The 18,919-nt window shown below is 35.4% G+C and carries 11 protein-coding genes; 1 reads left to right on the forward strand and 10 read right to left on the reverse strand.

The genetic code is table 11. The features are described from left to right. The 9 genes from VEI_RS05405 to tyrS all read right to left on the reverse strand — a co-directional run. A partial coding sequence (locus tag VEI_RS05405; RefSeq protein WP_223209329.1) for a kinase/pyrophosphorylase occupies nt 1–292 on the reverse strand: 292 nt, incomplete at its 3' end. Nucleotides 293–295: 3 nt separating this feature from the next. Then, nucleotides 296–943: a helix-turn-helix transcriptional regulator gene (locus VEI_RS05410; RefSeq protein ID WP_059362936.1), complete on the reverse strand. Its 648-nt coding sequence runs from the start codon at nt 941–943 to the stop codon at nt 296–298. A gap of 106 nt (nt 944–1,049) precedes the next feature. Continuing rightward, nucleotides 1,050–3,431, reverse strand: coding sequence for a phosphoenolpyruvate synthase (gene ppsA / locus VEI_RS05415; RefSeq protein WP_059362939.1), 2,382 nt, complete (start codon nt 3,429–3,431; stop codon nt 1,050–1,052). A gap of 178 nt (nt 3,432–3,609) precedes the next feature. Beyond that, nucleotides 3,610–4,056, reverse strand: a complete 447-nt coding sequence (locus tag VEI_RS05420) for a hypothetical protein (RefSeq protein WP_059362944.1) — start codon at nt 4,054–4,056, stop codon at nt 3,610–3,612. Between the two features lie 3 nt (nt 4,057–4,059). After that, nucleotides 4,060–4,302, reverse strand: coding sequence for a hypothetical protein (locus VEI_RS05425; RefSeq protein WP_059362952.1), 243 nt, complete (start codon nt 4,300–4,302; stop codon nt 4,060–4,062). Between the two features lie 4 nt (nt 4,303–4,306). Continuing rightward, the gene (locus VEI_RS05430) at nt 4,307–8,284 is read right to left on the reverse strand and encodes a hemagglutinin repeat-containing protein (protein WP_059362956.1); all 3,978 of its coding nucleotides are present in this window, start codon (nt 8,282–8,284) and stop codon (nt 4,307–4,309) included. 426 nt (nt 8,285–8,710) lie between these two features. Further along, entirely contained in the window at nt 8,711–10,987 is a 2,277-nt protein-coding gene (locus VEI_RS05435) for a filamentous hemagglutinin N-terminal domain-containing protein (protein ID WP_059362959.1), read from the reverse strand. A 98-nt stretch (nt 10,988–11,085) separates the two neighbouring features. Further along, on the reverse strand, nt 11,086–12,777 hold the full coding sequence (locus VEI_RS05440; RefSeq protein WP_059362961.1) for a ShlB/FhaC/HecB family hemolysin secretion/activation protein: 1,692 nt from the start codon (nt 12,775–12,777) through the stop codon (nt 11,086–11,088). Between the two features lie 179 nt (nt 12,778–12,956). Then, nucleotides 12,957–14,165 (reverse strand): tyrosine--tRNA ligase, encoded by a 1,209-nt coding sequence (gene tyrS / locus VEI_RS05445; RefSeq protein WP_059362966.1) that lies wholly within the window; start codon nt 14,163–14,165, stop codon nt 12,957–12,959. 157 nt (nt 14,166–14,322) lie between these two features. Between tyrS and VEI_RS05450 the strand changes: the two genes are divergently transcribed. Continuing rightward, nucleotides 14,323–16,416: a transglycosylase domain-containing protein gene (locus VEI_RS05450; RefSeq protein WP_059362970.1), complete on the forward strand. Its 2,094-nt coding sequence runs from the start codon at nt 14,323–14,325 to the stop codon at nt 16,414–16,416. 120 nt (nt 16,417–16,536) lie between these two features. Here the strand turns inward: VEI_RS05450 and VEI_RS05455 are convergent, their stop codons facing one another. Further along, nucleotides 16,537–18,915 carry an endonuclease MutS2 gene (locus tag VEI_RS05455; protein ID WP_059362979.1) on the reverse strand — a complete coding sequence of 793 codons (2,379 nt, stop codon included), beginning with the start codon at nt 18,913–18,915 and terminating at the stop codon, nt 16,537–16,539. Between the last annotated feature and the right edge of the window lie 4 nt (nt 18,916–18,919).

An 18,919-nucleotide genomic window follows, 5' to 3' on the forward strand; every position in this document is an offset into this window, starting at 1 on the left:
CTACTTTTGAGCAAAAAGAATGGCACCAACCATACATATGATTGGTGCCAAAGAAGGCTCGTAGGGTGAACACCCCAACATTTGACAGAGAGCCGACAATTGTATGACAAATTACATGATTACCATTTTTAGCATCTGCTATAATCTCATCAATTTGAGCTTCGTCTTCAATATATGGAATGCGAACAATTTCAATTTGTTCCTTATCGTACTGACTTGCTGTCGCTCTTGCAACAGCCTCTGCCGTTTCACCTAAAGAATCTGAAATCGCATAAATTATTTTTTCAGCCATTATTTATACCTCTTGAGTACTACATTCTAAAAAAGCTTTAGTTACGGTCGTCTTAGATACACGTCCAACCACCTTTAACCGTCGCTTTGGATTATCTTGCGATTCATCATCTTCTCTAACAACAACAGGAAGACAATCGACTTCGTAGTCAATCATCTTTTGCGCTGCTACAGCCAAGGAATCACTAGGTTCTACAACAATTAATTTACTAACGGGTGTCATAATCATAGATATAGGCATCGTATGTGGATCTGTTTGCCCCATAGAGGCACGCAACAAATCTTTGCGAGATACAACCCCTTGTAAATATGAATCTTCACAAACTAAAATTGTTCCCACATCCTCTGTGAACATGGTTACAATCGTATTATATAAATTAGTCTCAGGCGACACGATAACGGCTTGTGACAGTGCATCATGTACGCTATAAGATCTTAAAATCTCAGCAGTTTGATTCTTCGGCGACAATCCTACATAATAATAACCCACATTAGGTCGAGCCTCTAACACACCAATCATAGTGAGCACCGCTAAATCTGAACGCAATGCTGACCGTGTTACATCTAAATGCTCTGCTATAGCACTACCTGTAACTGGTCCATTTTCTCGTACAATATGAGCTATTGCTTCTTGTCGTTTTGAAAGTTTCACACCCGTCCCCCCTTTCACATATAAGTATTATATCCTATGTATCAATTTAGAAAAAGAGGAGGCTTATGCGCCTCCTCTTTTTGTTATTAAATAAAGTATGTCTTTATTACCATTCAAGGTCTTCTACTTCTTGGCGACCACGACCTGTAAGTGCATCGAGCATCATACGTTGTTCAATTTGAGCTACCATTTTCTTGGTATTCTTAACAGCATCTGGATTTACAGAAATGGAATCGATACCACTCTTAACTAAGAATTCACAAAGTTCAGGATATACACTAGGTGCTTGACCACAGATAGAAACAGTTTTACCGTCTTTATGAGCTACTTCAATTAAATGACGAATAGCACGACGTACTGCTAAATTACGTTCATCATAAATATGTTGAACCGTTTCATTATCACGATCACAACCAAGAACTAGCATAGTTAAATCGTTAGAACCAATGGAATAACCATCTACAAATTTATTGAATTGGTCAGCCAAAATAATATTGGATGGAATTTCAGCCATTAACCAAATTTTGAACTCTTTACTGCGTTCAAGACCCTCTTGTGCCATCAAATCAGTAACTAATTCAGCCTCTTCCACAGTGCGGCAGAACGGAATCATTACTTGTAAATTTTTGAAACCATATTCATTACGTACCTTTTTAATAGCTTCTAATTCTAATTTGAAAGCTGGTAAATATTTAGGATCGTAGTAACGAGACGCCCCACGCCAGCCAAGTAATGCACTGGATTCATGTGGTTCGTATTTGTCACCACCTTTAAGGTCACGGTATTCGCTGGATTTAAAGTCACTTAAGCGAACTACAACTTGACGAGGTGCCAATGCTTGACACACTTTACGCATGCCTTCAGCCAATGTATTTACAGCAAAATCACTACGACCTGTTTCAATGAGGTGTAATGGATGTTCATGAATGAATGTAGTCCAAATGAACTCTTCACGCATAAGGCCAATACCATCACAAGGTAATACACCATATTTTTCTGCCAAATCAGGATCACCTAAGTTCATGTAAACCTTAGTGCCTGTTACAGGAATATATTCGCTAGCAACAACAGCTTGTTCTTGAGGAGCTGCAGTTTTAACTACATCTTCAAGGACGCCATCATAAACAATGCCATTTGTAGCATCAACTGTAATCATTTGACCATCTTTAATAGAAGTAGTAGCTTCATGGCTACGACTCTTAGTACCAACGATACAAGGAATACCAAGTTCACGGCTAACGATAGACGCATGACAAGTCATGCCACCTGCATCTGTAACGATAGCTTTCGCTTTTTTCATAGCTGGAACCCAGTCAGGTGCTGTCATAGCTGTAACAAGGATTTCGCCTTCTTTAAATTCATCAATATCTTCAGGATTGATGATGACATGTGCCTTACCAGCAGCTTTACCAGGGGATGCTGGTAAACCTTTAACTACAATTTCACGATCTGTAGTAGTGGTAACCGCTGTATCCTCTACTTTTTCAGACTTATCCTTTCTAGACCATACTGTTTCTGGACGGGCTTGAAGAATCCAAATCTTATCATTTCTTTCATCTACGCCCCATTCCATATCCATGTAGCAACCATAATGTTTTTCAATAGCTTTAGCATATTCTGCTAATTCCAACACTTGTTCATCGGAAAGAACTTGTTGTTTCGCTTCATCAGCAGGAACGATTTCTTCTATGCAATCGCCATCAGCTTTACGTACAAGGCGAACGTTTTTATCGTTAATCATACGGTCAGTAATAACCATTTTTTGTTTATCTACACGGAAGTTATCTGGTGTTACAGTACCTTGTACTACATATTCACCAAGGCCCCAAGAACCTTCAATCAAAATATTGTTGTCATTACCTGTTACAAGGTCAACCGTAAACATAACACCAGCAGATTTAGAGAATACCATCATTTGAACAGCTGCACTTAATGCTACTGTCATGTGGTCGAAGCCTTGTTTTACACGGTAATATGTTGCACGATCAGTAAATGTGGATGCATAACATTCTTTTACTTTTTCAATGATTGTATCTGCACCACGCACGTTCAAATAGGTATCTTGTTGACCTGCGAAACTAGCATCTGGTAAATCTTCTGCAGTGGCACTAGAACGAACAGCAACGAAAGGATCTTTTTCGCCTACTTTTTCACCCAATTCTTCATAGGATTTGCGAATTGCTTCAGCCAATGCTACAGGCATTTCTTCTTGACAAATCATACGGCGGATTTTTGTACAAACTTCGCGAAGTAATGCAGAGTTTTCTACATCATCTAAACTATCTAACTCTTGACGAATACGATCTTCAAGACCAGTTTCTTTCATAAATTCACGATACCCATATGCAGTTGTTGCAAAACCATAAGGTACGGGTACATTTGTAGAGGAAGTTAATTCACCTAAGGATGAGGATTTACCACCTACTAAATTTACATCTTCACGTTTTAATTCATCAAACCATAATACATAAGCTGTTTCGCGATTCATGTGAGAACCTCCTATTTGCAATTAGTGCAACACATTAAACCTTTTATATCTAAATAGTATACCTTAATCGAAAATATGTCAATTTTTATAGGCATTAATATGCAAAATAAACTGAGAAAAACCAAAAAAGATGATTGTCTTATAGTAAACAACCATCTTTTCAATACATAGGTATTATTTAATTATTGTTTCTTCCAGGCTCTAATAAGAAAATATACATGCCTAGAAGCAGAAATTGGAAGATATCTTCATCAACAAGCCTACTTAAACTAGTAACAACAATAAATAGAGGATAGATCCAAAACGGCAATCCTATATCATAGGATCGTCTCATACCGGTCATAAAAAAGAAAGTAAAACCATATATACAAAAGGAATACCCGAGAATGATATACATAATACCCTCGGTAATGGTTTTAGAGTCCATTGCTGCTGGTCCATATTTTACTGAAAAAAATCCAATACCGAGTGCAAATGTATTCCCCACAAAGAACAATAAACGTCCTAATGGAACCTCAGGATCTAAATATTTAATATGTTTTATCTTCCCATAAATTAATAGAAATATAGATATAATAATACCTATAGGAATTGTATTAAACCCAAACCATTTTATTATTTCCATTTATTATACCCCAAATACCATTTTCATAATTATAATACACGCTAGAAAAAATATATCTATTATAAATTGTATATCTTTGCTTAAGTCAAAATATATCATAAAAAAGTGACCACCACAAATAATAATTGAACTTACAATCGCTAATATGATTTCATATTTTTTTAAATGCTTATTTTCTTTATAACGTTTGTATAGTACATAATTAACATAGATAATCCAGAAATAAGGAAAAAATTCAGGTTTCATATATTTACTCCGATGCTTTTAAATAATACTCTCTATCTTTTTCTCTATCTTCATCAGTTTTTTTATCAATGGTTTTTAATGGCTCAACAAGATAGTTATACACATTACTAGTAATATAATCACTTTTATTTCCCAGACCTGCATTAGCACTACTAGGAATAAAATCTTGTTTTTTTTCATCTCTCCGCATATTTTCACGATAATATGTATAAATATCAGGAATTCCCTTCATAACAACCATCTTATTAGAGTGATATGCATCAAAATCATCATAGATTACGATATTGTCATTAAATTTATTAATCATTTTATTAAAATACAACGCAACGTCAGCTGGTTTATAAACAAAATTCACAGTTTCTTTCACAGCCAAACCATATTGATTCGAAACAAACTCTTTAAATCCAGGGATTACATCAAGATTATTACGACTGAAGAAATTATTCATCCACTCTTTGCTTTGAGATTCTACATTATTTAACATATTCTCTTTATTTCTAGAGGTTAAATCATTATTAGAAAAGTATTTATATTTCTCAGGTGGCCCTGCATAAACACGTTTAATTCGCCCATCATCATCTTTTACTTCATAATATACTTCCTTCTTTGAATCATCATAGCCATCTAAATTTTTACCAGCATCTCTAAGATCTTCAGGATTATTTTTATTAAACTTTCTAAACTTAGGCAAATTTTCAATAGCCTTATTAAAACTATCATCTAAAGTTAAACTTGCGTTAGTACGATTCTCATAGGAGCTACTCGACATACTCAATGTTGCAAAAGGTTTATATTGTTCCCCTTCATTTTTAATAACACTACTAATCTTACTATCCAATAGCGTTTTAGGGCGTTCTTGATCAACTGGATATCCAATATAATCCACATAACCTTCTTTATCTGTCGGTTGATAATTAGGATTGTAAGGGAGCAAGTGATTAGGATTATTTAACTCATAATAAAATCTAAAATAGGTATGCCCGTTAGATATCCCTGTTGGTTTATAACCATTTGTTTCAAGCCAAAATCCATGATTATTACTACGTTCATTAGAAGGAATCCCATCTAGGGCTTGCACTTTAGGCCCCATATATGTTGTACCATTTACTATATAATATGTAGTACCATCTTCTGTAACTCCTGTAGGTTGTACACCTTGATTAGCTAATGTAAATCCATAATTATCACTGGTAGGTGAGGTGTCTACATTTCCATCTCTATTATAGGCATACTCCGCAGCTTCTTTATAATCTCCTGTATCATAATTACCAGATTTTTCTGCTGATACAAGAGCCTCTCCCATTTCTTCTGGAGATGATTCTCTTGGTTCTGGATTTAATGTTTTATTTATTTCCTCTTGCTCACCCGCTATACGAGCTTGTACCCAAGAATCAACCCCTTCAGATACTTTTTCTTTAATTTCTTCTAAACTTGGTAAGAAACCAAAGTTATGTTTAGCACCCATATGAGAAACATATGCTCCACTTTGTCCACTTTTTCCTGATATTTCATTAGTGGCATAGCCAAAAACAAAAGCGATTTGCTGTAAATGTTCTGGATCTACATACTCTTTTCCATCTGGACCTATGATTTTCCCAGCCCATTTTTTGAATTGTGGCATCATAGCTTCAGATAATCCTGCAGCATATACACCATCGCCAAACTGTCCACCGCCAAGTTTTGCAGTAGTACCACCAACCAAACTATGTAATGCTACTTTTCGAGGATCCCCATCATCCCAGCCTTTATGCATAGCAATTTGATGGATTGCTTCGTTAGCGTTAATACTAAAGAGATGCGCTAATTGTTGCTTTTCTTCAATAGATTTTTTATCAAATATAGATTGCAATTCATTAAGGGAATGTTCTATATCAGTATTGATAGTTTTCATATCTATCATTTGACCATTTTCTATAATTTTTCCATCACTAATTGCACTTTTAGTTATGGAGGCGGATTTTTTATGGGCGCCAACACCGCCTGTTGGAGTTAAACCAATATGCTTATAGATTTTATCAAACTCTTTTTTACTTTTTGTTTTACTACTACCAAAATTATTATATTGTACTCCATTATCTCTTACGGTGTACTCAGCTTCATTTTGGATATCATTTATATCTAAATGTCTTGTGGTCAATGAATTCTTATCTTTATTGGCTTTACTTGATATAATAGCACCTTTCAATGAAGTTGTATTACCAGTACTTATATTATATCCATTATCACCAGCAAAAATACCAGCTTGGTCAGTAACCGTTTTAAGTTTACTATCTATTCGACCTACACTTCCCCCTACACTTCCAACAGTTCCTTTAAATTTAGGTGATGTCGAAACTGAAAAACCTGCAGATTTACTATGTTCCTTAAAATTATCTATACTTTGTAAACTCTCAATATTAAGATTATTACCAGTATTTACGGTTACACCTCTTCCGCTAATTTTAGATCCTATAATCTCAGTATCACGTTTTGCTTTAATTTGTGCTAACTCTACAGCACGAATTGATGTTGGTTTATAAGTTACTTGATCAGTTACTCCATTCTGTTTAGCAAGGCTTCCACTTGCATCAAATCCTAACAAACTACCTGAAGTAAGGCTTAAACTAGCCCCTACACTCCAACCACTATATTTATAATTATCTTTAGCTTGAAGAGTATTTTTGCCTGCACTCAAGTTTATATCACTAGCAGAATTTATGTTTACTTCTTTTGCTAATATATCTTGACCAACTAAATTAACCCCTGATTTAGTTGCATTATTAGCTTCAATATTTACACTTCCATCACTAATAATTGTACCACCATTATATTCATGTACATCTATTGATTGATTTTGATGTTGAGAGGTACTACCAATTGATATTGATAAATTAACAGCATTATCAATATTTTTAGCACCACGTTTATCTTTTCCATCGACTTTTTCTACTTTACCAGTCTCGGAATTCCTAATTTTTTCGCCTTTTAGAGCTCCATCAACAGCATAGTAACCATCTTGGAATTGTTTACGTGCCTCATTTAGCTCGAATGCAGCCAACCGTTTATCATTACGAGAGCCAGCTTGTTTTATAGTGCGTGTTCCATTTGTAACTGCATTAATAGCCGCACCGCCAAGTGAAACCGTAAGGCCAGATTTTTTATAGCTTTCATTATGTGACGTTGATGTATTATCAATATTTCCATCTAAAATGACATTAGAGCCAGATAAGTTTACACTATTCTTACTCACAATATTACTACTAGTTAATTGTAAAGTATCATTAGATTGTATATTTATATTACCATTTGTACTTGCAATAGTACTACGAGCAGTAACTTCTTCGTGTCTACTATCATCAGAATTAATTCGCTCTTTGCCTATAGAGAATCCTATCCCTGCACCACCAAGTAATCCGGACTTTTTATGATGATAGCTACTATTGCTATCAAGTATATGTTTATCTGCTCCAATATTGACTTCTCCACCTGATTGTAGTTCAACATTATTTTCACCAAGGATAGTTACAGACTTACCATCTATAGAATTGGTTGCTTTAATATTAACTGTTTTGCCACCTATATTAGAGCCAGATACTGTTTCTATATGTGAATTATCTATTGCATCTATACTTTCACGTTTAGCAATACTTTTCTTTCGTTCTTGTAAGCTATGTTGTTCTGTTGCAACATCTTTAGCTGATTCAAACTTAACATTATCAGCATTAATATTTACATCATCTTTCGCCAGTATATCAGACCCTTTTGCCTTAACATCCTGGTTCGCATTAACTTTAACTGACTTACCTTCTATACTACTACCTACTGAATTAGTAAAATTACCTTCAACATGAGTTTCTGTAGTAATAGAGTGCCCACCACCAGATTTTCCCTTATGATAGTGATCCTCTTTTATATTCAAAGAAGCATCTTGTGTAGATAGTTCAATATTTCGGCCGGCATCAACATCAATATTTTCCTTACCTTGAACTATCCCTGCATTCATAACTACATCTCTATTAGATTTTATATTAATATTTCCTTGACCCTCAATAATACCTTGATCAATTGTTGTTACAACCTCTTTTCTTTTATTTCTATCATCCCAAACAATTTCATTATCACTTGAAATATATTTTTTACCATTATTAATAACATCTCTATCTGCAGAGATTGATAATTGGCCTGATGCACTATTTTGTTTAATGTGCCCACCTTCATTTATAAAATCTTGATTAGCATGAATTAAAACATTAGATTCACCAACAATAGTTCCTGTTGTATTAATTACATCAGTTGTAGCATCTATAATTGTATTATTACCCGAAATTAAACCACCATTATTATGAATATTATTACCGATAATATTGGTATTATTATCAGCTATAATACTACCACTATTATTTAGCTTATCAACATTTAAATTAATAGACTACCCTTGTACATTAGCTCCATCGGCCCTTTTTGTTTTAGGCGCCAAATATAATGTAGGCACTAAAACTGTTTCAGTTTTTCCATTTGGTAATACTACTGAATTACTAACTAATAATACAACATCCTCTTTAAGGTTATTTTGTTCAGCTACTGTTAATTCACGGCCTAATGCTATAGATTGTGATTTCGTAAGATTAATTCCTGCATCCATTAATTTACGATATTGTTCTTCAGCAGTTAAACCAGACTGCAATCTATTTTTTCCAGTTTGACGAAGAATTTCTTGCATTACTAATTGCTGTTCATAATAACCATCCCCTAAACGTTTTTGTACATTCATAGGATCTAATTTCAGTCTATTTAATACATAATCTGAGGATAAAAAGTTTCGTCTATTTGTGAAGTTAGGATCTGTTTCCATAATATAAGAAGTATTAGGATTTTGAGAAATCTTACTTATAGAATTTAATAAAGAACTATCCTGTCCTATATTTGTTTTGCTATTTAAATCATTTGATTTAAATACTGATAGGGGTAATTTAGTATTTAATTCTGTGACCTTATGATATGGTGCAGTATCAATGTTTGTAGAGTCCGCTCCATGATGATGATGTCTGCTATAAGATACCGCAGTTCCGTCTTCTATTATGTATTCTTTAGAAGATGGATTTGTCTGTTCAAATTTTTCTATTTTACCTGTTATTTCCCCTGCTGAACTAATTTGACTACTATCATTTTTGACATGATCTGCAGTAATTACTAGGTCACCACCAGAAATAATTCGGGCTGGTTTAGATGTATCAACTACATCCTTATGTTTTGTTCTAGTATAATTATAACGAACCCAATCATCTTTGTGATCTTTTTTTGCATAAAATTGTAAATTTTCGGCCTCAACAACCACTTGATCAATATCATCTGTTAATTCATTAAGATGATATATTTTAGGATCCTTAATCCTAAATTTTTCGCCAGGATAATCATTAACAGTAACTTCATCCTTAATGGTCTCGACTTCACCGACTTGAACTCGCTTTAAAGTAACTCCCCCATTTATATTATTAATTTCTTTTGCAATTATTTTTCCACCAGTTCCCGCCTCAATGGTCGCTCCAATATTTGTAATGTTATCTATTTTGCCTGATATAACACCATCATAAGATATATTACGACCTATTAGTAATTTGCCATCAGTTTTTATTACACTACCATTAGTATTAGAAATAGCTTGTCCTGCGATAGATAAACTATTCTGAGCTAGGATAATTGGGTTTTTATTTGTTGCTTGGTTACCGTTTTGAGATAAGGAATCTACCACAAAAGTTGCATTATCAGCATAAAATTTAGCTTCACCCGTTTGGTCAAAACTCTTAGATTTAATATATGCATCAGATGAGGTAATTGTTCCTGTATTTTCAACTCGACCGTTAGCATCTAGAGATAAAGTATCACTCGCTGAAACTATACCTTTATTATTAACACCTAAACCATCATTAGTTCCCACTAAATAAATGCTATTTGCATACATTCCTCCGATTTTAGCAACATCTAAACCTATTTTATTAGAGTCATTATTTTTAGTAACATTTATTACCTTACCATCACTATTTACATTTACGGTGTTTTGCCCAGAAACCATCTGAAGATTCTTGGCCCATAATTCACCATTTACTTTAACTGCTTCTGCTAAAATATCAGTTCTAGCAGTTTTAGATGTATTAAGACCTTGAGAATCAATTTGTATAGTACCTTGATTTATTTTATAGGCAGATATATTACCATTATCTATAATTGGTTTACCTGTAGTTAGGGTAGCAGCATTAGTATTAATAAATGTACCATTATTAATAGAAATTCCATTAGGGTTTGCAATTATAACATGAGCTTTATTTCCTGCAACTTCAAGAGCACCATTCATAGCTGTGGAGTTAGTTCCAGTTACTTCATTCAATATTGTTTTAGCAGTGGGACCAACTAAATTTGGATTTCCCATAATATAACCAGCTAACTCAGTAGATACTGGACGATTAGCATTATTTAAGATTAAGCCATTATTAATACTAAAAGAATCATATTGGTTATGAGATAAACCTTTATCATTAGGTGTATTAATATTAACTATAGATATACCATTACTAGCTACATCCATTTGAGGACCTAAACGGCTTGAATTTGGAACGACTGGATTTGCCATCGCTAATGGAATCCAAGGACTTGTATTTGTTATTAATAATGCTACTAATAATGATGATGCTGCATATTGTTTTGTATTCATCAATCTCTCCTACACTTATTATTCTTATATATGACTCTCAACTTATATACATTTTTATTTATAACTTTAATTTAGTCATATTTAATTAATAGAAATTTCTAAAACTGATATCCTACTCTAAAAGCCCAAACACGTGTATCGGTCGTAAAACCTGCTGGTTTTTTTAACGGTGTTCCTAATGAAATATCATAATTAAATCTATTCTTAACATTACCACGTAAGCCCAATACACCACCTATTAAGGTATTACCGATTTGAGTTTCTGTAGAAGGCCCCCATACATGACCGATATCTATGCCAATATATGGTACTATAGTCTGATTTTTAAACGGTAATGACCATTCATTTTGTATATAGTATCCAGAATCCCCACGTAATGTTTCTTCGCCACTAAATCCACGAACAGAATATCTACCTCCAATACTAAATTGATCAGTCCCAAATAAACGTTTATCTGTAAACTGACTTCTGAATCGCATAGTATATGAACCTTGTTTGTGACCTATATTGATTCTGCTTTGTATTTGCCCCTCAATACCTGCCATTTTATAAAGAGTTGTGGGATTACTAGCTACGCCTTCCCAGTTGTGAACTTTAGCCCCTATCCCCTTTATCCCTTGTCGATAGAATAAATAAATATCCGATACAGTATTTCCACTATATTGACGGTGAGATAGGCCTAATTCTACAGATGACGTATGTTGCTCTTGAACACCAATTTCTACATCTTCTAAATAACTATGACGAGATTTATGAGTAATTTTAGCTACTGCAGATGTTTTACTTCGACTGGTTCGATTCAACAAATGCTCCATAGATAGTTCAGTTCCTCTTGTTGTCCCAGATGATGTAAAGGCATTTGGCATAAAAACTAACTGCTCATATTTATATTTATACGTTGATAATCGATATGTTTGATTGCCATTTGGAATAGTATAACTAAACGCATATTGTTTAGAATCTTGTCCATTATTATTATCTAAGTTTTTTGTAAAGCTAGTTGTTAAGGTATCATTTAATCCTATAAGTTGACTAAATGATAAGTAGGTTGTACCTTGATATTTTCCAGTTAATTTATAACCTGAATTATCCAACATTAATGAACCATGTACAAAATCTTTTTGCTTAATTGTTAATTTAACAATAGAGTGTAAAGGTTTGTTCCCTGGTTCAATGTCCATCTTAATATCCTGGCCAGGTACACTTCGAATTTGATCGATTCCCTGTTCTAAATCCTGTCTACGAAGAATATTACCAGGACGAATTGGAAATGCACTTCTCCAATTAGATTTTGTTTTTGAATTAGTTAATACTATATCCTCAACATAGCCTGGTAAAATTTCAAGAATTAATGTACCAGACTGCAAATCTTGGTTTGGTATAATAACTTGACTCGTTATATATCCATCAGATAATATCTGCTCTTGTAAATGTCTTTGTAAAAAAGAAAGTCCTTCCTTTCCTACTTTTTGATGTTCATATGCAGATAACCTATTTTTATACTTCTTAAATCTTGGTTCTGATGAATTAACAATAATCTTATCAATTTTAAACGAAACAGCTTCTTTAGGTAACATTGTTATTGTAGAGTCATTCAATTTATCATATTCTGATTTTTGACGCGACAAAGCGGCTCCAGCCATTGGTGCTTCTGCGCGTTGACGCAATAAAGCATCGGCTCGAGCCGCTTCCTGTTGTTCATATGGTGACGAAATATTCGTAGCATAAATAGAGCTACTTAAAGAGCTAATAATTAAAGTACTAGCTAAAATCTGGTACACTTGCTTCATAATCCCTCTCCTTTCAAATATATAGAGAGATTATAAACCAAAAAAATATATTTTGTAAACGAATATTTAAAATTTTCACGAATTCTTTATCTTTCAAACTTACTTTTATTAGGTGCTTTATTTATAATTTTTGAACAAAAAACTGTGATGAGATTTCTATACCTCATCACAGCCTTATATTAGTTAAATTTAATTTTGATAAATTTACGTTTACCTACTTGAACAATCATACCATCTTCAAGAACTAGGTTTTCTTCGCCATATTTTTCGCCATTCACTTTGAATGCACCAGCTTTAATGGAGCGGCGAGCTTCACCATTAGAAGCAGTCAAACCAGCATCCGTACAGAATTGTGGTACGAAAATAGCTTCGCTAGGTTTATCAATAGCATATTCAGGAATATCTGTTGGCAATGCATGTTGTTGGAATACGCGTTTAAATTCATCTTCCGCTTCTTGCGCTGCTTGTTCACCATGATATAAACGAACGATAGTTTTTGCCAATTGCATTTTTGCATCACGTGGGTGCAATGTGCCATTTTCTAAACGTTCTTCCATGTCGTCTTGATCTTCGATAGTCATATCCGTAACGAGCATGAAGTAACGCATCATCAATTCATCAGGAATAGACATGGCCTTGCCATACATATCCTTAGGTGCTTCATCAATACCAATGTAGTTCCCCAATGATTTACTCATTTTTTGAACGCCATCAAGGCCTTCTAATAAAGGCATTGTGATAACAACTTGTGGTTCTTGTTCATTTAATTCTTGTAGATGACGACCCATGAGAAGATTGAAAGTTTGATCTGTACCACCGAATTCAACATCTGCATGTAATGCAACGGAATCATAGCCTTGCATTAATGGGTACATAAATTCATGAACGCCTATAGGACGACCTTCTTTATAGCGTTTATCAAAGTCATCGCGCTCCATCATACGTGCTACTGTATAAGAACTTGCCAAGCGAAGTACATCAGCGAAGTTCATGGATTCAAGCCATTCACTATTATCGCGTACAATTGTTTTTTCAGGGTCTAATACCTTAAAGATTTGTGTCTTATAGGTTTCCGCATTTTTTAATACTTCTTCCTTAGTAAGTGGTGGGCGTGTTACGCTTTTACCAGTAGGGTCACCAATACGCGCCGTAAAACCGCCGATTACAATAACCACTTGATGGCCAAACTCTTGGAACAAGCGAAGCTTACGAAGTGGTACGGTATGACCTAAATGAATGTCAGGAGCCGTAGGATCGAGGCCCAATTTTACGATCAATGGTTTATTCTCTTTAATGGAACGTTCTATTTTTTTGACTAAGTCTTCTTCATTAATTATTCCAGATACGCCATGTTTAATTTGGCGAACTTGTTCTTGTGCTGTAATCATGGAAATCCTCCTACATAAAATCTGTTCTCTATAGTATACCATTATAAGTAGGCTTTCACAATTATATATAGTGTTTGTTTTATGTCGTTTATGGTATAATGTTTATAACTGCGTAATATATTTTACGTTATATTTACTTTAAAAAAGAGGTGACTCTATGAGTAATAATAACTCAAATACGAGAACTCGTCGTAAAACTACTCCTGATTCGAGCAATCCAAAGACATCTACCAAGAAAACAATTTGGATGATAGTTTTATTATTAGTTCTTATTGTGACTGGTGGTGGCTGCGGATTTATTAGTGCTACCATGTCTAATCTTCCAGATGTATCTAATGTAAGGCCATCTGCATCTTCTCAGATTTATGATGTACACGGTAATTTAATTACCACTGTTCATTCTACCGAGAACCGTTTACCTGTTCCAATTAACGAGGTACCAAAGGAATTACAAGATGCTTTTGTGGCTACTGAAGACTCTCGTTTCTACAGCCATCATGGTATCGACCCTATCGGTATCTTACGGGCTATCTGGGTTAACATTGTGCATAGTGGCGTATCTGAGGGTGGTTCCACAATCACGCAACAATTAGCACGTAATGCATTCCTATCCCAAGATAGAACTTTTAAACGTAAAATCTCTGAAGCTATGTTAGCAATTAAAATTGAGCAACATTATACAAAACAAGAAATTCTTGAAATGTATATGAACCAAATTTATTTCGGCCAAGGTGCTTACGGGGTTCAATCTGCTGCTCATATTTACTTTGGCAAAGATGTGCGCGATTTAACATTAGCACAATGTGCTATGCTAGCAGGCTTACCGCAAAGCCCTAATTACTATTCCCCATTCAACAATCTAGAGGCTGGTAAAAAACGCCAAGCTGTTGTATTGGGACAAATGGTAAAGTATGGGTACCTTTCACAAGAAAAGGCTGATGAAGCTCGCGAAGCTGATTTAGGCTTGATTGCAAAACAAGAACAAACTCATGAAAACAACAATGCGTCCTATTTCATCAACTATGTAATTGCTCAAGTTTCTGAGAAATATGGTGATGATGCTATTTATAAAGATGGTTTAAAAATCTATACCACTTTAGATATGGATGCTCAAAATGCTGCTGTAGCAGCAATGCAAAACTTGCCTAACTACTACACAGATAAAAATGGTCTACATCAACCGCAAGGTGCTATTATTGCAATGAATCCACATAATGGTTACATCGTTGCTATGGTTGGTGGACGTGGCGATGACTCCTTTAACCGAGCCACACAAGCGGAACGTCAACCTGGCTCTGCAATGAAACCTTTTGTTTACTTAGCTGCTATTCAATCTGGTAAAACGCCTGGTTCCATCATTGATGACAGCCCTGTTGACTTTAATGGTTGGCGACCTCAAAACTATGAAAGAAACTTTGAAGGAAATATTACTTACCGCTATGCGTTGCAACATTCCCGTAACGTACCAGCTGTAAAAATTGCGGACGAAGTTGGCATGAGCCGAATTATCGACTTAGCTAAGAAAATGGGGATCACCACCCTTACAGATGACGACAACAACTTGTCTACTGCACTAGGTGGTTTAACTCATGGTGTATCACCGTTAGAAATGGCACAAGCTTATGGTGTACTTGCTAATGGTGGTATTAAGGTACAACCAACAGCTATCGTTAAAATCGTAGATCGTAATGGTCAAGTTGTTGAAGAAAACTCCATCCAAGAAAAACGTGTTGTAGAAGAAAAAGATGCAGCTATCATTACCAATATGCTAGAGTCTGTTATTAACGGCGGTACTGGCGGTAATGCTGCTATCGGTCGTCCTGCAGCTGGTAAAACAGGTACAACAGATGATTCCAAAGACGCTTGGTTTGTTGGTTATACTCCTGACCTAGTTGCTGCAGTTTGGATTGGCGATGACTACGGTTCTGAAACATTGCACGGTATTACTGGTGGTAGTACACCTGCTGTAATGTGGGGACAATTCATGTCTGCTGCATTAGCTAATACACCGGCTACAGACTTTAATGTACCTGCTAGTGCACAAGCTGCAGTTAGCGAGGGCTATTTCAATCCTGTCAAACAAGTACAGAAAAAAGATGACAAGGATAAAAAAGATGACAAAGATAAAAAGGATGACAAGGATAAAAAAGAAGAAATCTCTAAAGATGATGATTCCTCATCCAATGTAGAATCTACTGATTCTAAACCTAGTCAGTCTAAATCTAAAAAAGAGAAAAAGAAAGATCGCTAGTCTTAGTAGGTTAACATACAAAGAGGCAAAACCAAATGGTTTTGCCTCTTTTCTCATACAAAAAAGTAGCAGATTCCAAGAATCTGCTACTTTAGTATCTCTACTCAAGATGTGGATATACTATTTAAGAACTACATTGGTAGCACCGGCACCACCTTCATCGTAGCCGGCCGTTTCAAAGTGAGCCACCTGAGGCAAGGTACGAAGATACTGATGCACACCTTCACGTAAGGCACCGGTTCCCTTACCATGAATGATACGCACTTGATTTATACCACCCAATATGGCTTGATCGATAAATCGACCAACAGAAACTACTGCTTCATCCACGGTTTGACCTAAAATATTTATTTCTGTACGCACCTCTTTTTGACGTTGAACAGCAGAACCACCTGCACGTTTACGAGTTTTAAGCTGCGGTTTGAGATTATCTCGTTGAATCTTATTAGATTCTTCCCTCGTAGTAGATTGTAATTCACTTACTTTCACAGTTGCAGATAGACCATTAATATCTACAGTAACGCGATTTCCCTTAATGGATAAAACGGTACCTAGGGAACGCAAGGATGTTACGTATACAACTTGTCCAGTAGCAACAGCATCGATGGTCAATGTATTACGTTCATCATCTACAGGTGCATCTGGTACGTGAACATTAGAAATACCTTTGCGAGCCTCATTAATAGCAGATTGACGCTTATCCTTATTCGTTTCAGAGAACTGTGATTTCAACTGTTTAATGATGGATTCCCCTTCTACACGGAGACTGCGTTTCATCGACTCCGCATCAGCTTGTGCCTTCGCTAGAATCTGTTTACGTTTTTCATTAAATTGTTTCTTTTCTTTCTCTAATTGACCGCGCATGCGACGTGTTTCATCTAATTCTTTTTTAAGTGCTCGTTCCCGTTCCGATGATTTACGAAGTTGTTCATTCAAATCAGATAAAACGGTTTCCATTTCACTACTACCAAACTTAGACTTATAATCCCGTGCACGATTCACAATATCCTTCGGCAACCCTAATCGAGCTGCAATACTTAATGCATGACTACTACCTGCTACGCCAATATGTAATCGATAGGTCGGCTTTAATGTACGCTCATCAAATTCAACATGACCATTCTCGATACAGTCTGTATGGTACGCATAGTTCTTTAATTCATTATAGTGAGTGCTGACCATCATGAGCGTCCCTTTTTGACGGAAGAATTCTAGAATGGATACCGCCAAAGCACTCCCCTCTTCTGGATCAGTACCAGAACCAAGTTCATCAAGTAGTACCAGGTCATTAGGACCACAATGTTTAATAATAGAAATTACTTGCGTCATGTGTGCAGAGAATGTACTTAAACTCGCTTCAATACTTTGTTCATCCCCTATATCGGCAAAGATGTTGTGGAAAATCGGCAATATCGAACCGTGGTCTGCAGGAATAAATAAACCACTTTGATTCATAATAGATAATAGACCTAATGTTTTTAAAGAAACTGTCTTACCACCCGTATTAGAACCAGTAATCAATAAGATACGATAATCCGTACCTAATCGAATATCCGTAGGGACAACCGTATTAGCAGGAATTAATGGATGACGAGCACGCATCAAAAGCACATCACGACCTTCACTCAATGTGGCTTGTACTGCCTTTTGAGCTATAGCGAGTTTTGCTTTACCATAGACAAATTCAATATGGGATACCTTTTCACAAGCATCCATCAAATCATTACTATGTTGTTTGATAAGGACTGAAAGTTCCTTATAAATGCGTAGGACCTCTTGTTCCTCCCCAATCAAAGCCTCTTGTAAATCATTGTTGAGTTCCACTAATCGCATTGGCTCAATATACAGTGTTTGGCCTGTTGCAGAACGATCGTGAATCAAACCATTAAAATATTGACGATATTCCTGTTTAACAGGAATTACATACCGATTGTTACGTTGTGTAATAATGGTTTCTTGGAAATATTTTTGATTGTCCTTATCATGTAATATAGATTGAATATCGTGTTTAATACGATCTCGCGTCTTACTAATCGTATTCCGTAGGCTCGCCAATTTAGGTGATGCTGTATCAAGCAATTCCCCTTTATCATCGAATACGCGTTTCAAACGTTGTTCAACGCGATCCATATTTGGCATATCTTGCATCCACAAAGATAACAATGGATATTCCATATATTTTGTTCTAAAGAACTTAGTCATACGCTTATAGGCACCTATAGTAATATATACATCCCATATAGCCTCTCTTGTAAGAACAAAATCCTTGCGGCTCTTTTTACAAGATTCACGTATATCCCTTGTACCTCCTAGAGGCTGTTCAATTTCAGTCTGCCATGAACGCAACGCCTCTGAAGTTTCATCTAAAGCCTCTTGAATCTGCTTTCGATCCGTCATCGGTGCTAATGCTAATGCCATTTCTTTAGCAATAGTAGAACCACAATGATGGGCTAATTCTTCTTTTATTTTTATAAAATCTAATACATCTTCATTAAACAATGTA

The sequence above is a fragment of the Veillonella tobetsuensis genome, assembly GCF_001078375.1.
Classification (GTDB): domain Bacteria; phylum Bacillota; class Negativicutes; order Veillonellales; family Veillonellaceae; genus Veillonella; species Veillonella tobetsuensis.